14 protein-coding genes are annotated in these 17,532 nt (G+C 71.8%); 4 read left to right on the top strand and 10 right to left on the bottom strand.

From position 1 onward, the window contains the following. Positions 1-7: 7 nt before the first annotated feature. Both ACTVCO_RS00130 and ACTVCO_RS00125 read right to left on the bottom strand, forming a co-directional pair. Positions 8-2,515, bottom strand: a complete 2,508-nt coding sequence (locus ACTVCO_RS00130; protein WP_443726357.1) for a heavy metal translocating P-type ATPase — start codon at positions 2,513-2,515, stop codon at positions 8-10. 16 nt (positions 2,516-2,531) lie between these two features. Beyond that, on the bottom strand, positions 2,532-2,834 hold the full coding sequence (locus ACTVCO_RS00125; RefSeq protein ID WP_443726356.1) for a metal-sensitive transcriptional regulator: 303 nt from the start codon (positions 2,832-2,834) through the stop codon (positions 2,532-2,534). A gap of 466 nt (positions 2,835-3,300) precedes the next feature. On the opposite strand from ACTVCO_RS00125, the gene ACTVCO_RS00120 reads away from it, so the two are divergent. From ACTVCO_RS00120 to ACTVCO_RS00105, 4 genes are all read left to right on the top strand, one after another. Further along, positions 3,301-4,695: a quaternary amine ABC transporter ATP-binding protein gene (locus ACTVCO_RS00120; protein WP_443726355.1), complete on the top strand. Its 1,395-nt coding sequence runs from the start codon at positions 3,301-3,303 to the stop codon at positions 4,693-4,695. Continuing rightward, a complete protein-coding gene (locus ACTVCO_RS00115) occupies positions 4,692-5,555 on the top strand; it encodes an ABC transporter permease (protein WP_443726354.1) in 864 nt (287 codons plus the stop codon). The genes ACTVCO_RS00120 and ACTVCO_RS00115 overlap by 4 nt, the downstream gene beginning before the upstream one ends. 107 nt (positions 5,556-5,662) lie before the next feature. Then, positions 5,663-6,586 (top strand): glycine betaine ABC transporter substrate-binding protein, encoded by a 924-nt coding sequence (locus ACTVCO_RS00110; protein ID WP_443726353.1) that lies wholly within the window; start codon positions 5,663-5,665, stop codon positions 6,584-6,586. Positions 6,587-6,705: 119 nt separating this feature from the next. After that, positions 6,706-8,115 carry an MFS transporter gene (locus ACTVCO_RS00105; RefSeq protein ID WP_443726352.1) on the top strand — a complete coding sequence of 470 codons (1,410 nt, stop codon included), beginning with the start codon at positions 6,706-6,708 and terminating at the stop codon, positions 8,113-8,115. A 368-nt stretch (positions 8,116-8,483) separates the two neighbouring features. Here ACTVCO_RS00105 and hemL read toward each other — a convergent pair whose 3' ends face one another. The 8 genes from hemL to hemE form a co-directional block, all read right to left on the bottom strand. Then, positions 8,484-9,803 carry a glutamate-1-semialdehyde 2,1-aminomutase gene (gene hemL, locus ACTVCO_RS00100; protein ID WP_443726351.1) on the bottom strand — a complete coding sequence of 440 codons (1,320 nt, stop codon included), beginning with the start codon at positions 9,801-9,803 and terminating at the stop codon, positions 8,484-8,486. After that, complete coding sequence (gene hemB, locus ACTVCO_RS00095) at positions 9,800-10,786, bottom strand: porphobilinogen synthase (RefSeq protein ID WP_443726350.1); 987 nt, start codon at positions 10,784-10,786, stop codon at positions 9,800-9,802. The genes hemL and hemB overlap by 4 nt, the downstream gene beginning before the upstream one ends. A gap of 29 nt (positions 10,787-10,815) precedes the next feature. Next, on the bottom strand, positions 10,816-11,640 hold the full coding sequence (locus tag ACTVCO_RS00090; RefSeq protein WP_443726349.1) for a uroporphyrinogen-III synthase: 825 nt from the start codon (positions 11,638-11,640) through the stop codon (positions 10,816-10,818). Further along, entirely contained in the window at positions 11,637-12,629 is a 993-nt protein-coding gene (gene hemC / locus ACTVCO_RS00085) for a hydroxymethylbilane synthase (RefSeq protein WP_443726348.1), read from the bottom strand. Before hemC ends, ACTVCO_RS00090 begins: the two co-directional genes overlap by 4 nt. Next, positions 12,626-13,909 carry a ferrochelatase gene (locus tag ACTVCO_RS00080; protein WP_443726347.1) on the bottom strand — a complete coding sequence of 428 codons (1,284 nt, stop codon included), beginning with the start codon at positions 13,907-13,909 and terminating at the stop codon, positions 12,626-12,628. The genes hemC and ACTVCO_RS00080 overlap by 4 nt, the downstream gene beginning before the upstream one ends. Then, on the bottom strand, positions 13,906-14,691 hold the full coding sequence (gene hemQ, locus ACTVCO_RS00075; RefSeq protein ID WP_443726346.1) for a hydrogen peroxide-dependent heme synthase: 786 nt from the start codon (positions 14,689-14,691) through the stop codon (positions 13,906-13,908). The genes ACTVCO_RS00080 and hemQ overlap by 4 nt, the downstream gene beginning before the upstream one ends. Positions 14,692-14,876: 185 nt before the next feature. Beyond that, positions 14,877-16,373, bottom strand: coding sequence for a protoporphyrinogen oxidase (gene hemG / locus ACTVCO_RS00070; protein ID WP_443726345.1), 1,497 nt, complete (start codon positions 16,371-16,373; stop codon positions 14,877-14,879). After that, the gene (gene hemE, locus ACTVCO_RS00065) at positions 16,370-17,485 is read right to left on the bottom strand and encodes a uroporphyrinogen decarboxylase (protein WP_443726344.1); all 1,116 of its coding nucleotides are present in this window, start codon (positions 17,483-17,485) and stop codon (positions 16,370-16,372) included. The genes hemG and hemE overlap by 4 nt, the downstream gene beginning before the upstream one ends. Between the last annotated feature and the right edge of the window lie 47 nt (positions 17,486-17,532).

The following is a 17,532-nucleotide window of genomic DNA, read 5'->3' as shown; positions in this document are numbered from 1 at the left end:
CGGGAGGCTAGGCCGCCTTGGCGAGGCGCAGGCTGTTGCCGACGACGATGACCGAGCTCGCCGCCATCGCGGCACCCGCGATCATCGGGTTGAGCATGCCGAGCGCCGCGAGCGGAATGGCCGCCACGTTGTACGCGAATGCCCAGAAGAGGTTCTGCTTGATGATGCGCAGCGTCCGCCGCGAGATCCGCACGGCTGCCGCGGCCGAGCGCAGGTCACCGCGCACGAGCGTGACGTCGGACGCCTGGATCGCGGCGTCGGTCCCCGTCCCCATCGCCATGCCGAGGCCGCGAGTCCCGGCCTGGGCGAGCGCGGCAGCGTCGTTCACACCGTCGCCCACGACGGCGACGACGCGCCCTTCAGCCTGCAGACGACGGACGACGTCGACCTTGCCCGCGGGCAGCACCCCGGCGACGACGTCGGCCGGGTCGATCCCCACCTCGGCGGCGACCTCGCGGGCCGCGCCTGCGTTGTCACCCGTGACGAGGTAGGGCCGCAGGCCGAGGGCCCGCAGCTCGGTGATCGCCTCGCGCGACGTGGGCTTCACGGGGTCGCGCAGGACGATGACGCCGCGAGCGGCCCCGTCCCAGGCGACGACGACGGCCGTCGCGCCGGAGTCCTCCGCGACGCGCACGGCGTCGGCCGCGCGGACTGAGGCGTCGGACGCCGCAGCCGTCTGCTCCGCGATCCAGGCCGGCTTGCCGACGAGCACACGTCGCGAGAGGTGCGGCCCTGAGTGGGCGGTGCGCACGGTCCCGGTGACGCCGCCGCCCGCCGTCGTCGTGAAGTCGAGGGCCTGGAGCGAACCGATGGCGACGCCGTCCGCGCCGAGAGCGGCATCCGTCGTGGGCGCGCCTGCGGCTTCGTCTGCGGCGCGCACGATCGCGCGGGCGACGGGGTGCTCCGAGCCGCCTTCGATCGCGCCCGCGAAGGCGAGGACCTCGTCGGTCGGGACGGCGTCGTCGAGCGTGACGACGTGGTCGACGGCCATCGCACCTGCGGTGACGGTGCCCGTCTTGTCGAGCACGACGGTGTCGATGCGACGCGTGGACTCGAGTGTCTCGGGGCCCTTGATGACGATGCCGAGCTGGGCGGCACGGCCCGTTCCGACGAGCAGCGCCGTCGGAGTGGCGAGGCCGAGCGCGCACGGGCACGCGATGATGAGGACGGCCACGGCTGCGGTGAACGCAGCCTGGACGTTGGCCGCGTCCGTTCCGCCGATGAGCAGCCATGCCGCGAGGGTGACGGCGGCGATGACGAGGACGATCGGCACGAAGACCGCCGAGATGCGGTCGGCGAGCCGCTGCACGGGCGCCTTGCCCGTCTGGGCCTGGGCGACGAGCCTCCCGATCTGCGCGAGCGTCGTCTCTTCGCCCACGCGTGTGGCGCGCACGACGAGGTGGCCGTCGGTGTTGATCGTCGCGCCCGTGACGGCGCCGTCGACCGTGACGTCGACCGGAACCGGCTCGCCGGTGAGGAGCGAGGTGTCGATTGCTGCGCTGCCGCTCACGACGACGCCGTCGGTCGCGATCTTCCCGCCCGGGCGGACGACGAACTCGTCGCCGACCTTGAGCTCGGAGGCGGGAATCTCACGCTCGGTGACGGAGCCGTCCGAGCCGACGACGCGCAGGGTCGCGGTCGTCGCGCCGAGCTCGAGGAGCGTGCGGAGGGCATCGCCTGCGCGGCGACGCGAACGGTGCTCGGTGTAGCGGCCGAGCAGGAGGAAGACGGTGACGACGACCGCGACCTCGAGGTAGAGCTCGGGAAGCCCCGAGTGCGATCCCGCGCGCGGGACGAGGGTCGGCTCCATGCGCATGCCGATCTCGCCTGCGCCTCCGAGGAGCAGCGCCCACACGGACCAGCCCGTTGCGGCGATGACGCCGAGCGAGACGAGCGTGTCCATCGTCGATGCGCCGTGGCGTCCGGCGCGGAACGCTGCGGTGTGGAAGGGCCAGGCGCCCCAGGTGACGACGGGGAGGCTGAGTGCGGCGACGAGCCACTGCCAGCCGTCGAACTGTGTGGCGGGGATCATCGACAGGACGACGACGGGCACGGCGAGAACCGCTGAGACGCGCAGGCGTCGCAAGAGGTCGGTCCCACGGTCGTGCGTGGGCGCGGAGGTGTCGGACCCGTGGTCGTGGCCTGGTGCGGCTGCGTGCGGGGCGGGCACGCGTGGTGCTTCGGCGGGTGCGGGCGTCTCGAGGCGTGGGGCCGCTGACTCGTCGGGCGCCGGGTGGGGCGCCTGAGCTGGCGCCGGGTTCGCGGCGGGCTTGACCGTCGTGCGGGTCACGATTGCGGTGTAGCCTGCGGACTCGACGGCGGTGACGAGTGCGGCGGCGTCGACCGTCTGGCCGTCGACTGCCTCGATCTTCACGTGTGCTGATTCGAGGGGCAGATTGACGGTTGCGGTGACGCCGGGAAGCTTCGTGAGCTTCTTCTCGACGCGTGCAACGCACGAGGCGCAGGTCATGCCGCCGACTGCGAGGTCGATGATGACGGGCTCTGTTGTGCTCATGGTGGGTCTCCTCGTCTCAGCGGAGCAGGCGTGCGATGGCGTCGGTGGCTTCGGCGACCTTGGCGGCTCCGGCCTCGTCAGACTGTTTGGCGGCGTCGACGACACAGTGGCCGAGGTGGTCGCCGACGAGCCCGATGCTCACGGCGTGCAGGGCCTTCGTCACCGCTGCGACCTGCGTGAGGATGTCGATGCAGTAGGTGTCGCTCTCGACCATGCGTGCGATTCCGCGGACCTGGCCCTCGATGCGCGCGAGGCGCTTGAGGTAGGCGTCCTTGTCTTGGACGTAGCCGTGGGGAGTCGTGCTAGCGGTGTGCTCCATGACGTCGACGATACCCCCATGGGGTACGCATGTAAACCCCCCAGGGGTATCGCTCCCACGGTGGCCGTCGGCGGGCTGCGAGGGTGCCCGTGGGGCGCACGCCGCCGGCGATTCCCATGACCGTCCTGTGAATCCCCTCACTTGGGTAAATATCACGATCGTGTAACGATGCGGTTTCCTGCGTTAACGCAGGTCAGGCGTCTGTTTGCACCATGAAAGCGTCATGGAAACATAAAAAACACGGCCCCGCAGGTCGAGATAGCGTTTCGAGTAGGGCAAGGTGGTCGAGGACCAGGGCCGACGACGGCGCAGGGCCGCGGCCTCCGCCGCACCGCGTTCGGCCGCACCTGTGCTGAACCGCCGCCCCGCCGCTTGGGCGCACGACGCCCCGTCGACCGGTCCGTGAGAGCAGGGCCACCGCCCCGCTCCGGACAGCGAGAGCACAAAGGTGGCGAACCACAACCGCATGGCAGCGATACGCGTCGAGAACGTCTACAAGGTCTTCGGTCGACGACCCCAGGAAGCCGTCCGCAAGCTCCGCGCCGGTGCGTCCCGTGACGACATCCGTCAGCACGGGACGGCTGCCGTCATCGACACCTCCTTCGAGGTCGCACCCGGCGAGATCTTCGTCGTCATGGGACTGTCCGGATCTGGCAAGTCCACTCTCATCCGCATGCTCAACGGACTGTGGCGCCCGACCGCGGGCCGCGTCCTGCTCGGCGATGACGACCTCGCGACGGTGAGCGCGTCGCGCCTGCGCACCCTGCGCCGCACGACCGTCTCGATGGTCTTCCAGCACTTCGCGCTCCTGCCGCACCGCACCGTCCTCGACAATGCCGCCTACCCCCTCGAGATCCAGGGCGTCGGCAAGGCGGAACGCCGCGAGCGCGCTCGCACCGCGCTCGAGCTCACGGGCCTTGGCGGCTGGGAGGACTCCCTGCCGGGGCAGCTCTCCGGTGGCATGCGTCAGCGCGTCGGCCTTGCCCGCGCGCTCACCGCCGACACCGACATCCTCCTCATGGACGAGGCGTTCTCCGCGCTCGACCCGCTCATCCGCCGCGAGATGCAGGAGCAGCTCGTCGAGATTCAGCAGAAGCTCGGCAAGACGATCGTCTTCATCACGCACGACCTCAACGAGGCGATGTTCCTCGGAGACCGCATCGCGGTCATGCGGTCAGGTCGCATCGTCCAGATCGGCACCGCTGAAGAGATCCTCACGGCGCCCGCCGACGACTACGTCGCGCAGTTCGTCGCCGACGTCGACCGCACGCGCGTCCTCACGGCCTCGTCCGTCATGCTGCGCCCGGGCGTCGTCCTGCCCGTCGCGGCAGGCCCGCGCCGCGCGGCACGCGCGATGCGAGAGGCCCAGGTCGCCGCAGCCTTCGTCGTCGACCGTGACCGCGTTCTTCTCGGCGTCGTCCGCGACGACGACGTCGTCGCGGCCGCCCGTGCGGGTGCCACCAGACTCGAGTCCCTCGTCTCGAGCGAGGTGGCGACCGTCGACGAGAACACCCCGCTGTCTGAGGTCTTCGCCCCGTCAGCCGAGTCCGTCGTGCCCGTCGCCGTGACCGACGCACAGGGCCGCCTGCTCGGCGTCGTCCCGCGCGTCACGCTGCTCGAAGCCATGGTTCCCCCAGAGCTCGACGGCTCCGACGAGCCCGACGACGGCGAGATCCACGCAACCGTCGTCGGCGGCGGAACCCACACCAACGGCAACGGCAACGGTGTGCCCGACGGCTACGAACCGCTCCCCCCGGACGACGGCGTACCCGGGCTCGCCCCCGACGTCCTCCCCGCGGCCGACCCGACCGGCCCCATCGAGATGACCGCGCCCGCCGCAACCGAAGGAGACGCCCGATGAGCGACACGTTCGTGCCCCGCATCCCCCTCGGCGACGCCGTCGCGGACGCCGTCGACGTCATCACGAAGGCCGGCAAGGGCTTCTTCGATGCCGTGAAGACCGGCTTCCTCGCCGTCCACGAACCCATCGAGACGATCTTTGCCGCGCCGCCGGCGTGGGTGGTCATCCTCGTCATCGCGGCCGCCGCCTGGTGGGTCAAGGGCTGGCGTCTTGGGCTCGGCTCCGCGATCGGGCTCATCCTCGTGGCTGCCGTCGACCAGTGGGACAACGCGATGGACACGATCGCGCTCGTGTTGCTCGCAAGCGCCGTCGCGATCCTCATCGCCGTACCCCTCGGCATCTGGGCCGCACGCTCCGACCGGGTCTCGGCGGTCGTCCGGCCCATCCTCGACTTCATGCAGACGATGCCGGCGTTCGTCTACCTCATCCCGACCGTCGTCGTCTTCCTCACGGGCGTCGTCCCCGGGATCGTCGCGACCATCGTGTTCGCGCTCGCCCCGGGCGTGCGCTTCACCGAGCTCGGCATCCGCCAGGTCGACCCCGAGGTCGTCGAAGCCGGGCACGCCTTCGGCGCGACCGAGGGCCGCATCCTGCGGCAGATCCAGCTTCCGCTCGCACTGCCCACGATCATGGCCGGCGTCAACCAGGTGATCATGCTGTCCCTGTCGATGGTCGTCATCGCGGGGCTCACGGGAGCTCCCGGCCTGGGACGCGACGTTGTCGCCTCCCTCCAGCGCGTCAACGTCTCGCTGGGAGTCGAGGCCGGCCTGTCCGTCGTCGTCCTCGCGATGATCCTTGATCGCCTCACCTCGGCTCTCGCCGATCGTGCCCCCGTCGCCAAGGCGCTTGCACGAACCTGACCACGCTTGCGGGGCGCCCGACGCCCCGTGCTGTGGGGGACGCTCCGCGTCCCGCACCCGCTTCACCCACCCGACCTGGATGCTTGACGCGTCCACGAGAGGAACGCATGACCCGCACGAACCGCACGACCTTCCGTCGCACGCTCGCCGCAACGGCCGCGCTCGGCCTCGGCCTCACGCTCGGTGCCTGCGCGAGCGACACCGAGACCGACGCGCCCACGACTCCGGCCAAGGCTGTGAGCATCGGCATCCACTCGGGCTGGGACGAGGGCATTGCTGTCTCGCACCTGTTCAAGGTCATGCTCGAGGACGACGGCTACGCCGTCACGACCGAGACCGCCGACCCCGGCATCGTCTACACGAGCCTTGCGGGCGGTGGCTACGACCTCAACTTCGACATGTGGCTCCCCACGACGCACGCCGACTACCTCGAGCAGTACGGTGACAAGCTCGAGCAGCTCGGCGTCTGGTACGACGACGCGCGCCTGACGATCGCGGTCAACGAGGACGCCCCCATCACCTCGCTCGCCGAGCTCGCGGACAACCTTGACGAGTTCGACGGTCGCCTCGTGGGTATCGAGGCAGGTGCGGGCCTCACCCGCATCACCCAGGACGAGGTCATTCCGACGTACGGCCTCGACGACATCGAGCACGTCATCGCCTCGACCCCCGCGATGCTCGCGGAGCTCAAGAGCCGCACGGACGCCGGCGAGAACGTCGCCGTGACGCTGTGGCGCCCGCACTGGGCGTACGACGCCTTCCCGATCCGTGACCTCGAGGACCCTGAGGGCGCCCTGGGCGGCGCTGAGGAGATCCACACGGTCGGCCGTGCCGGCTTCGCCGCCGACCACCCGGACGTTGCCGCGCTCATCAAGGCCTTCACGCTCACGGGCGACCAGCTCTTCTCGCTTGAGAACATCATGTTCAACCAGGACGAGGGCAAGGACCCGGACGCGTCGGTCCGCACGTGGCTCGAGGCCAACCCGACGTTCGTCGAGGACCTGCGCAGCGAAGCGGGTCTCGCTTCTTGACCCCCTCCGTGGCCCGAGTGGGCCACGCAGCTCGCCGATAGCCGATCCGGACACCTGAAGTGTCTGGATCGGCTATCGGGCCATTGTCGTGTCTGGGCCGCGCCCTAGGATCGTGAGACGTGAGCCAGTCCGCCGGATCTCCGGCCCCGCCCGTCAGCGCGATGCGCGCGGCTCTCCTTGTTCACTTCGGACTTTTCGGAGTCGTCGGTGCGCAGTGGCTTGCCCGGCTTCCGTCGGTCCGTGCGACGCTCGGCCTCGATGCCCTCGAGCTCGGCAGCCTCCTCACGCTCGGCGGTCTCGGCACGCTCGCGTCCGTCCTCATGACCGGGGGACTCGTCACGCGCTACGGCGCCCGGCGCATCCTTGTCGCGGGCACGCTGGCGAGCGCCATCGGGTTCGGGCTCGTCGGGACCGGCCTTGCGACAGGGTCCGTCGTCATCCTCGTCTCGGGCCTCGTCGTCAATGGCATCAGCGGCGCGTTCATCAACATTCCCATCAACATCGCCGGCGCCGCGATCGAGCGACGGCTCAGCCGCACGGTCCTGCCGCACTTCCACGCGACGTTCTCCGTCGGCGCGGCTGCCGGAACGCTTGTCGCGGCGGCCTTCTCCTGGGGTCACGTCCCCGTCGAGGTGCAGCTCGTCATCGTGCTCTGCGTCGCGACGATCGTGCGCGTCGTCACGCTCCGCGCGGCCACGGCCGCGACCGAGATGCTGCCCGACGATGCCCTGGCTGGTGACGCTCAGCCTGGTGACGTACTGCCCGGTGACGTGCTGCCCCGTGACCCTCTGCCCGACGATGCTCTGGCCGCTCACGCTCTGCCCCGTGACCCTCTGGCCGGTGACGCGTCATCGGTGGCCGACACCGTGCGGGCCGCGGCCGGCGTCGCCGCGGTCGACGATGTCGTCACGTCGCCTGCGTCCGAGGGCCGCCTCGCCGCGCCGGCTCCCCGCGGCTTCCGGTCGGCGCTCGGCGCGTGGACCGAGCCGCGCACCCTCCTGCTCGGCCTCGTCCTGCTCGCCTCGTCGCTCTCCGAAGGGTCAGCGGGTACGTGGCTGTCGATCGCCGTGACCGACGGCTTCGCGGCGCGCGAGGCCATCGGGGCGCTCGCCTACGGCACGTTCGTCACGTCGATGACGATCGTGCGGTTCCTCGGGACGGGCCTCGTCGATCGCCTCGGGCGCGTCACTGTGGTGCGGATATCGGGGGCGGCGGCGTTCGTCGGGCTCGCGGTGTTCGCGCTTGCCCCGAGCCTCGCCACGGCGTGGATCGGCGTCGTCCTCTGGGGTGTGGGCGCGGCGCTCGTCAACCCGGTGACGATCGCGGCGGCGTCGGACGACGCGCTGCAGGCGGCGGGGCGCGTCTCCGTCGTCACGTCGTTCTCGACGATCGCGATGCTCACGGCGCCGCCCGTCCTCGGCGCGCTCGTCGACGGGCTCGGGGCGCGGCACGCGCTCGGCCTCATCACGCTTGCGACGGTTCTCTCGATGTCCCTCGCGGGGCAGCTCCGTCCGCGCGTCCGTGAATGAACCACCTACCCCCGTCGATAGCCGATCCGCACACGCGAGGTGTCCGGATCGGCTATCGGGGGCTGACTAGCGGGGAGCAGCGGCCGCCCGGGCCGCAGCCGGCAGGGCCTCGAGTGAGCCAAGCAGCGCGCCGATAGCCGATTCGCACACGTGAGGTGTCCGGATCGGCTATCGATGCCCCTACCGGGCCAGCTCGACGGCCTCAACTGAGCCCAGCAGCCCGCCGATAGTCGATCCGCACACGTGAAGTGTCCGGATCGGCGATCGATGTCCCTACCGGGCCGGCTCGACGGCCTCAACTGAGCCAAGCAGCCCGCCGATAGCCGATCCGCACACGTGAGGTGTCCGGATCGGCTTTCGAGGGCTGACTAGCGAGGAGCAGCGGCCGCCCGGGCCGCAGCCGGCAGGGCCTCGAGGATGCGGCCGACGGCCTCCTCGTCGTGCGCGGCCGTGAGGAACCACGCCTCAAACACCGATGGGGGCAGCGCCACGCCAGCGTCGAGCATCGCGTGGAAGAACGGCGGGAACCGCCAGGCCTCCTGCGCCTGCACCTGCGCGTAGTCGCGCGGGCCGGTGATGCCGTCGGCCGACGTCTCCCACTCCCCGAACGCGATCGAGAACAACGAGCCCGCGCGCTGCACCGAGTGCGCGACGCCCTCGGCGTCCAGAGCGGCCGAGACCGCGCGCGACACCTCGAGCGAGACCCGGTCGACGTGCGAGTACACGTCCGCGTCCGCGAGGCGCAGCGTCGCGAGACCCGCCGCGACCGCAACCGGGTTCCCCGAGAGCGTGCCCGCCTGGTACACGGGCCCGAGCGGCGCGAGATGGTCCATGACCGACGCCCGTCCGCCGACAGCAGCGACAGGCATGCCACCGCCGATGACCTTGCCGAACGTCACGAGGTCCGGCTCCCAGCCCTCACGTCGGCCTTCGCGACCCCACCACCCGGCGGACGACACGCGGAAGCCCGTGAGCACCTCGTCGAGGACGAAGAGTGCCCCGTGCTGCGAGCACAGGCGTCGCAGGGCCGCGTTGTAGCCGGGCGCGGGCTCGACGACGCCCATGTTCGCGGGCGCAGCCTCGACGATGACGGCTGCGATCTTTCCCGGGTGCGCGTCGAAGGCCGCGGCCACGGCCGCGACGTCGTCGTACGGGACGACGATCGTCTCGGCGGCCGTCGCCTCGGTGACCCCCGCCGAGCCCGGCAGCGCCTGGTTCGCGACGCCCGAGCCCGCTTGCGCGAGGAGCGCGTCGAGGTGCCCGTGGTAGCAGCCCGCCACCTTCACGATGAGGGGCCGGCCCGTGACGCCGCGCGCGAGCCGCACCGCGGTCATCGTCGCCTCGGTTCCCGTCGAGACGAGCCGCAGCTTCTCGACGAACGGCACGCGGGCGATGACCGCGTCAGCGAGCTCGGCCTCGGCAAGGGTCGGCGCGCCGAACGACAGGCCGCGCGCGGCGGCCTCCTGGACAGCCGCGACGACCTCGGGGTGCGCGTGCCCGAGCAGCGCCGGGCCCCACGACGCGACGAGGTCGACGCGCTCGACGCCGTCGGCGTCGGTGACGTACGCGCCGCGCGCCGACCGCAGCATGCGCGGCGTCCCCCCGACCGACCCGAACGCCCGCACGGGCGAGGACACCCCACCCGGCAGGACGCGCTGGGCGTGGGCGAAGTCGGACGCGTTGCTCACAGGAGCTCCCTCACGTCGGGGTTCTCGACGGCTTCGAGCGCCCAGTAGGTGGCGATGATGTCGGCCCCCGCGCGCTTGATCGACGTGAGCGACTCGGCGATCGTGCGTTCGCGGTCGATCCAGCCGATGGCGGCGGCGGCCTCGACCATCGCGAGCTCCCCTGAGACCTGGTAGGCCGCGACGGGAACGTCGGAGCTCGCAGCGACGTCGGCGAGCACGTCGAGGTAGAGGCTTGCAGGCTTCACCATGACGATGTCTGCGCCCTCGGCGATGTCGAGCGCGACCTCGCGCTGTGCCTCGCGCCGGTTGGCGGGATCCATCTGGTAGGTGCGGCGGTCACCCGTGAGGGTCGACTCGACAGCGTCGCGGAAGGGCCCGTACAGGGCGGACGCGTACTTGGCGGCGTAGGCGAGGACGGAGGTGTCGGTGTGGCCGGCGTCGTCGAGCGCCTCGCGCACGGCGGCGACCTGGCCGTCCATCATTCCGGACAGCGCGACGACGTCGGCACCGCGCTCGGCGTGGAGGACGGCCATGCGTGCGTAGAGGTCGAGGGTCGCGTCGTTGTCGACGGTGCCGTCGTGGCGCAGGACGCCGCAGTGGCCGTGGTCGGTGAACTCGTCGAGGCAGACGTCTGTCATGAGGACGACGGCGTCGCCGACCTCGGCCCTGACTGCTGCGGTGGCGACGTTGAGGATGCCGTCGGGGTCGATTGCGCCCGAGCCGACAGCATCACGATCGAGGGGCACGCCGAAGAGCATGAGTCCGCCGAGGCCCGCCTCCGCGACGCGCACGGCTTCGCGGCGCAGCGAGTCGAGGGAGTGCTGGACGACGCCCGGCATCGACATGATCGGGGCGGCCTCGGTGAGGCCTTCCTTGACGAACGCGGGCAGGACGAGGTCGCGCGGGTGGACGCGCGTCTCGCTGACGAGCCGTCGCAGCGCGGGGGTGCGGCGCAGGCGGCGGGGGCGGTCATAGGGCGTCAAGGTTCTCTCCTCGTCCGGGGTGGTTCTCATCATCGCAGCCTCGGCGTGCGGTCGATCGCGGCGACGAGCGCGGGGACGTCGGGCGTGGTTGCCTCCGCGTCGACGCGGAGTCCGAGCGTGCGCGCGGTCGCTGTCGTGCGGGGACCGATGCTCACGATGAGCTGCCGTGCTGCTGTGTCGTCGGTGGTGTGCGCGGTGAGGGTGGCCCAGGTCTCGGCGGTGCTCGAGGAGGTGAGGACGACGACGTCGACGTCGCGCGCGGCGGCGGGCAGTGAGGTGGCGAGCTCGGTCGTGTAGGCGTCGGGGGCGTCGACGAGCCAGCCGGCGGCGCGCAGCCCGTCGACGAGCTCGGGCCGCGCGATCGCGGACCGTGGCGCAAAGGCCCGCACGCGAGTGCTCGATCGCCGATCCGTCCGCATGGAGCGTCCCGATCCGCTATCGCTAGGGTTCGGGGCGGTGAGGGCCGCGAGTAGGCCCGTGGCCGTGCGGTCCCACTCGGGAACGATGTCGACGTCGATCCCTGCCCGTCGCGCGCGGCGCGCGGTCGACGGACCGACGGCCGCGGTCCGCGTGACTGCAGGGACCTGGACGACGCCGGGCTGTGATGACGTGTCGACGAGCGCGTCGACCGTGCGCTCGGAGGTGAGGACGAGCCAGTCGTACTCGCCCGCCGCCAGCCTGACCACACCCTCGAGAAGCGGTGCGGTGTCCACAGGCGGGCCGAACGTGATGAGTGGAGCGACGAGGGGAACATACCCGGCTGCCGCGAGAGCGTCAGCGAGCTCCCGGCCCGGCCGGCCGCCCCGCGGCACGAGAACACGCACCGGCGGCCCGCTCGGCTCGGCCACCGTCATCGCAGGGGCGCGATGTCCGCGGCACCCAGCTCGAGGACGATCTCGCCGAGGTTGATCCCGAGCGACTCGGCGCTCTCGACGGCCTCAGCGACGCCGTACCCCGATCCGTCGGCCACGACGGGCCCGCTCTGCGACGCGGCGTGCCGCAGCACCCGCGTCCCGTCGAGCGCCGCGACGACGACATCGAGGTCGAGGTGCATGCGCGCACCGGCACCCGAGCCCGTCACGGACACGGTTCCGAGAGCGCCGACGGGCGCCGCGCACCCGGCCTCGAGGCGCGCGAGCAGCGCACGCTCGGCCGTCGCAGCAAGCCGCGACGGCAGGTGGTCGAGCGCCTCGAGACCAGCGACGTCGAAGCCCGTGCGAGTCTCGATCGCGAGCACACCCTGACCGGGAGCGGGAAGCATGACGGAGGGGTCGAGCAGCTCCGAGATCGCGTCGTCCTGACCGAGACGCGCGAGCCCTGCCGCCGCAAGCACGACCGCGTCGAGATCGGCGTCTGGCCCCAGCGCGCGGGCAAGACGCGTCCCGACGTTCCCGCGGATGTCGACGACCTCAAGGTCGGGCCGCGCGGCGAGCAGCTGCGCCCGTCGCCGCGGGGACCCGGTCCCGATGCGCGCGCCGGGCGCGAGCGTCGCGAGCGTGAGCCCGTCGCGTGCGCACAGCGCGTCGAGCGGTGTCACACGCTCGGGCATCGCTGCGACCGTGAGCCCGGGAGCAGGCGCCGTCGGCAGGTCCTTGAGGGAGTGGACCGCGATGTCGATGCGCCCCTCGAGCAGGGCGTCGCGCAGTGCGGCGACGAACACGCCTGTGCCGCCGAGCTGTGAGAGCGACGCGCGCGTCGTGTCACCTTCGGTCGTCACGTGGACCGTCTCGAGGCTGAGTGCGGCCCCGCGCGCGTGGGAGGCCGTGCGTAGCGCGTCGACGACGTGCCCGGTCTGGGTGCGGGCGAGCTCGGATGCGCGCGTCCCGACGCGCACGACGGTCACCCGACGTCCTCTGCGACGGTGGGCAGCACGCGCCCGCGCGGGTCGACGCAGCAGTCAGGCCGGCACGTGTCGTACCAGGGGCCGAGGTTCCCGGCCGCCCCGCACGTCGCCTGCGTCGGCGCCTGTGTCGTTGCGTCCGTCCGTTCGGCGATGAGGTCGACGAGGCCCGCGACGAACGACGGGTGGACGCCGGGCGTCGGCACGCGTTCGGCGCGCAGGCCGAGCTCGGCGCACGTCCCGAGCGCCTCGGTGTCGAGGTCCCAGAGGACCTCCATGTGGTCGGAGACAAAGCCGAGGGGGACGATGACGACGGCGTCCGGGCGATCGTCGGGGTCGGCTGCGAGCTCGGCGAGACGATCGTTGATGTCGGGCTCGAGCCACGGTGTCCGGGGATCGCCTGAGCGTGACTGGTAGACGAGCTCCCATGGCACCGTGTCGTCGACCGCGTTCATGACGGCGTTCGCGACGGCGTAGTGCTGCGCCTCGTAGGCGCCGCCGTCGGCCCAGCCGATCTGCCCGCCCGGGCCGCTCTGAGGTCCGGTCGCCTCTGCGGCGGCCGTCGGGATCGAGTGGGTGCAGAAGAGGACGCGCACGCCGCCGGCTGCGTCGACCTTCTCGGGGTCCTTGCCGCGCAACGTGTCGAGCGCGCCGCGGACGCCTTCGACGAAGGGTGCGACGAACCCGGGGGAGTCGAAGTACTGGCGCACCTTGTCGATCTGCACGACCCCGGTGAGCCCGGTCTCGTCGAGCGCGCGGGCGAGGTCCTCGCGGTACTGGCGGCAGCCTGAGTACGACGAGTAGGCGGCGGTGACGATCGCGAGGAGGTGCCGGTGACCAGCGTCGGCGGCTTCACGCAGCGTGTCTGCGAGGTACGGGTCCCAGTTGCGGTTGCCCCACAGGACGGGCAGGTCGAGGCCACGGGCCGCGAGCTCGGCCGCGAGGGCGGCTCGCAGCTGGCGGTTCTGCTCGTTGATCGGCGAGACGCCGCCGCGGGCGCGGTAGTGGACGGCCACCTCTTCGAGGCGCTCGTCGGGGATTCCGCGGCCGTGGGTGACGTTGCGCAGGTACGGCAGGACGTCGTCCTGGCCCTCGGGGCCGCCGAAGCCGACGAGCAGCACGGCGTCGTAGGCGACGCGCTGGGACGCGGCTGCGGGCGGCAGCTGGCTGACGATGTCCGCGAGGTAGTCGTCGAGCTCGAGCTCGACGTCCTGGCAGTCGTCGTGGCCGCACGCGCACGCGTGCGCGTCGTCGGCGAGTGGAAGGGGGTTTTCGGGGTTCATGCGACGTCCAGGAGGATTGCAGCGAGACGCTCGATGCTCACGCGGCGGCCGGTGTAGAAGGGCAGCTCGTCGCGCACGTGGCGGCGGGCTTCGGTGTAGCGCAGGCGACGCATGAGGTCGACGAGGTCGGTGAGCTCGTCGGCCTCGAGCCCGAGGAGCCACTCGTAGTCGCCGAGCGAGAACGCGGAGACGGTGTTGGAGAGCACCTGGGGGAACTCGCGACCCTTGAGCCCGTGGTCGGAGAGCATCGCGCGTCGCTCCTCCTCGGGCAGGAGGTACCACTCGTAGGAGCGCACGAACGGGTAGACGGTGAGCCAGTCCTTGGGCTCCGCGCCCCGCATGAACGCGGGCAGGTGGCGCGCGGTGAACTCGGCGGGTCGGTGGACGCCGAGGGCGTTCCACACGGGAAGGAGGTCGCCGAGGAGGACGGACGTGCGCAGGGTGCGGAGCGCGGCCTGGAGGCTCTCGGCGGTGTCGCCCGTGAGCCACACCATGACGTCGGCGTCGGCGCGCAGGCCGGAGGTGTCGTAGAGGCCGCGGAGGGTCACGCCCTCGGGCAGGTCGTCGGCGAGCTCGCCCAGGTCGGACGACGCTGCCTCGAGCAGCTCGACGAGCGTGTCCTGGGGGACCGAGGTTGCGGTCGCGTCGACCTCGTCGCCGAGGAGTCGCGTGAGGAGCGGCTCGGCGGCGAGGTCGCGTCGCAGGACGGCCCAGAGTGTGTAGGCGACGGGCTCGGGGCCGTCGTGCTCGGACGTGGGGGTGCCGTACGCGTCGTGGCTCATGCAGTCGATTGTGGTCCCCGGTGGGGCTCAAGGGGAAATGCTGCGACGCTGTCGCCATGTGAGGTCGATCTGGCGATTTGTCATGACGATTGTTCATCAAACCTGCGTGAATTCACTCCCGGGAGGGGGCTCGCGGCAATGAGGGTCGAGCACGTCCCTGTCGCGCGTTTCGAGAGGTGAAGGGATCAGCGGTGGGCGGTGCCGTGAAGCTCGCGGCCGACCCGCCGCGCGTCGGCGACGACGGAGGCGAGGCCGGTCCCAGCCACCCATGCGCCCGTGACGCTGAGCCCAGCCACGACCTCGAGAGCACCCCGAAGCCGCGTGACGCGCGCTGCGTGCCCGAGGGCCGCGAACGGCATGCCCGCCGAGAACCGCACGACCCGTGTGCCGACGACCTGCGCGGGGGTGAGCGGCACGCCGAGCAGCTGGCCTGCGTCGTGCAGCGCGGTGCGTTCGAGCGACGTCGCGGACGCGTCACCGGGGTCGGGATCGCCGCCGAGGCGTCCGTACGAGAGGCGCACGGCGTGGTGCCCGTCGGGCAGCGCGTCGCGCACCCACGCCCACTTCGCGCTCGAGTGGGTGAGGGCCTTGGCGCGTACGCCGTGCGCTGGGTTGACGCCCGACGCGACGAGCACTCCCGTGCCGCGTGGGGCGGCGTCGAGCCGTGCGTCGGCGAGGACGAGGGTCACGATGCTCACGTGTCCGCCGGGTGTGGGTGGCAGCACGTCGGTGGGCACGTGCCCGGTGAGGAGCCGTGCGGCCTCGGCCGCGCTCGCGGCGAGCACGACGCCGTCGGCGTCCTCGGTCTGGGCGGCGTGCGCGCCGACGGCATCTTCGAACGTCCCGGGACGTGCGGGCCCGAGGCTGTGGACGCGCCAGGCAGAGCCAAGACGTTCAAGACGTTCGACGCGTGTCGAGCGTCGGATCTCGACGCCCATCGAGGCGAGGTCGGTGACGAGCGCCGCGACGAGGCGGTGCATCCCGCCGCGCAGGCCGGCGACCGCGGACCCTGCGGGGGCGGCGGCCCGGGCGGCCGCGGCGGCTGCGATGAGCGAGCCGTGGCGCGCCACGCCGTCGCGCAGCCCGGGCGCGACAGCGTCGACGTCGAGGAGGTCGGGCGATGCGGAGTGGACGCCGCCTGCGACTGGGGCGACGAGCGCGCGCAGGACGTCGACGCCGAGTCGTGCGCGCACGAGGTGGCCGACGGAGACGGCGTCGCCACCCGTGCCGACGGACGCGGGAAGCGCCGCGTCGAGGCGTGCGCGCAGCCATGCCCGCGTGCCGAGCAGACGCCTGATGTCGTCGAGGTCGCCGGGAATTCCGAGGATGCCTGAGCGGGGCAGCGGCATGAGGGCGTCCGGCGTCCGCACCCAGGCGGGCGCTGACGCTGGCTGGACGATGTCGTCCGTGAGTCCCAGCTCGCCGAGGAGCTCGGCCACGGCCGTCGACCGGGTCGCGAAGGACTCCGCACCTGCGTCGAGCGTCACGCTCTCGAACGGGGAGTCGGCCGGGCACTGCGGCTCGGCACGGTCGATCCCGCCGCGCGTGACGACGAGCGGCCCGACGCACCCACCTAGGTGGGGCGACGCCTCGAGCACGGTGACGTCGTGACCGGCGCGGGCGAGGTCCCGCGCGGCCGTGAGGCCCGCGACTCCTGCGCCGACGACGATCGTGCGGGTCATGACGCCTCCGGCTGCCAAGCGTGGACCGTGCGGACGACGCCCGTGAGGACGTCGGGGTCGGCGTCGGGCGGGACGCCGTGGCCGAGGTTGACGACGTGCGCGGGTGCGGCGAGGCCGCTGCGCAGCACGTCGTGGACGTGTGCGTCGAGCGTTGCACGAGGTGTGAACAGGTAGGAAGGGTCGATGTTCCCCTGGAGCGGGGTGGCGTGGCCCAGCTGGGCGGAGGCTTCGCTGAGCGGCGTCCGGTGGTCGACGCCGACGACGTCGGCGCCCACGGCCCGCATGGCTCCCAGGAGGTGCCCGGTCCCGGTGCCGAAGTGGACGACGGGAACCGCGCGGCCGCCGACGTCGAGCGCGTGGACTGCCTCGAGGGCGAGGCGCGAGAACGGCGCGACTGAACGTTCGTAGGCCGCGAGCGAGAGCGACCCCGCCCACGAGTCGAAGAGCTGGACGGCGCTTGCGCCGGAGCGCACCTGCGCGACGAGGAAGTCGGAGGTGGCCTGCGCACACCACGTGAGCAGGCGTGCCCACAGGTCGGGGTCGGCATGCATGAGCGCGCGGGCCGCGAGGTGGTCGCGCGAGGGCCGGCCCTCGACGAGGTAGGCGGCCAGGGTGAAGGGTGCGCCGCCGAACCCGATGAGTGGGGTGTCGCCCTCGCCGCTTGCTCCGGGCTCGGCGGCGAGGCCAGCGACCGAGAGCTCGACGGCTTCCCTGATGGGCGCGAGCGCTGCGTCGTCGAGGTGGAGCTCTTCGAGGCGTGCGATGTCGTCGGCTGTGCGGATGGGGGCTCCCAGCACGGGCCCGACGCCCGGGGCGATGTCGACGTCGACGCCGGCGAGCCGGAGGGGTACGACGATGTCCGAGAAGAACACGGCGGCGTCGACGTGGTGGCGTCGGACGGGCTGGAGCGTGATCTCTGCCGCGAGGTCGGGGCGGAGGCACGACTCGATCATCCCGGTGCCTTCGCGAATCAGGCGATATTCCGGCAAGGAACGCCCGGCCTGGCGCATAAACCAGACTGGTGTGACCTCCGGTCGATCGCCGAGGAATGCGCGCACAATGCGCGAGGAAGATGTCGTCCCGTCAGAAAGCGGGTGTGTGGTGAGATTCATCAAGAACGATTGTGCCGTGGATTCCTGTGGATGGTTGAATCATTCTC

The sequence above is a fragment of the Sanguibacter sp. A247 genome (assembly GCF_052324925.1).
Lineage (GTDB): Bacteria > Actinomycetota > Actinomycetes > Actinomycetales > Cellulomonadaceae > Flavimobilis.
This window is presented reverse-complemented; position numbering and strand designations above follow the sequence as displayed.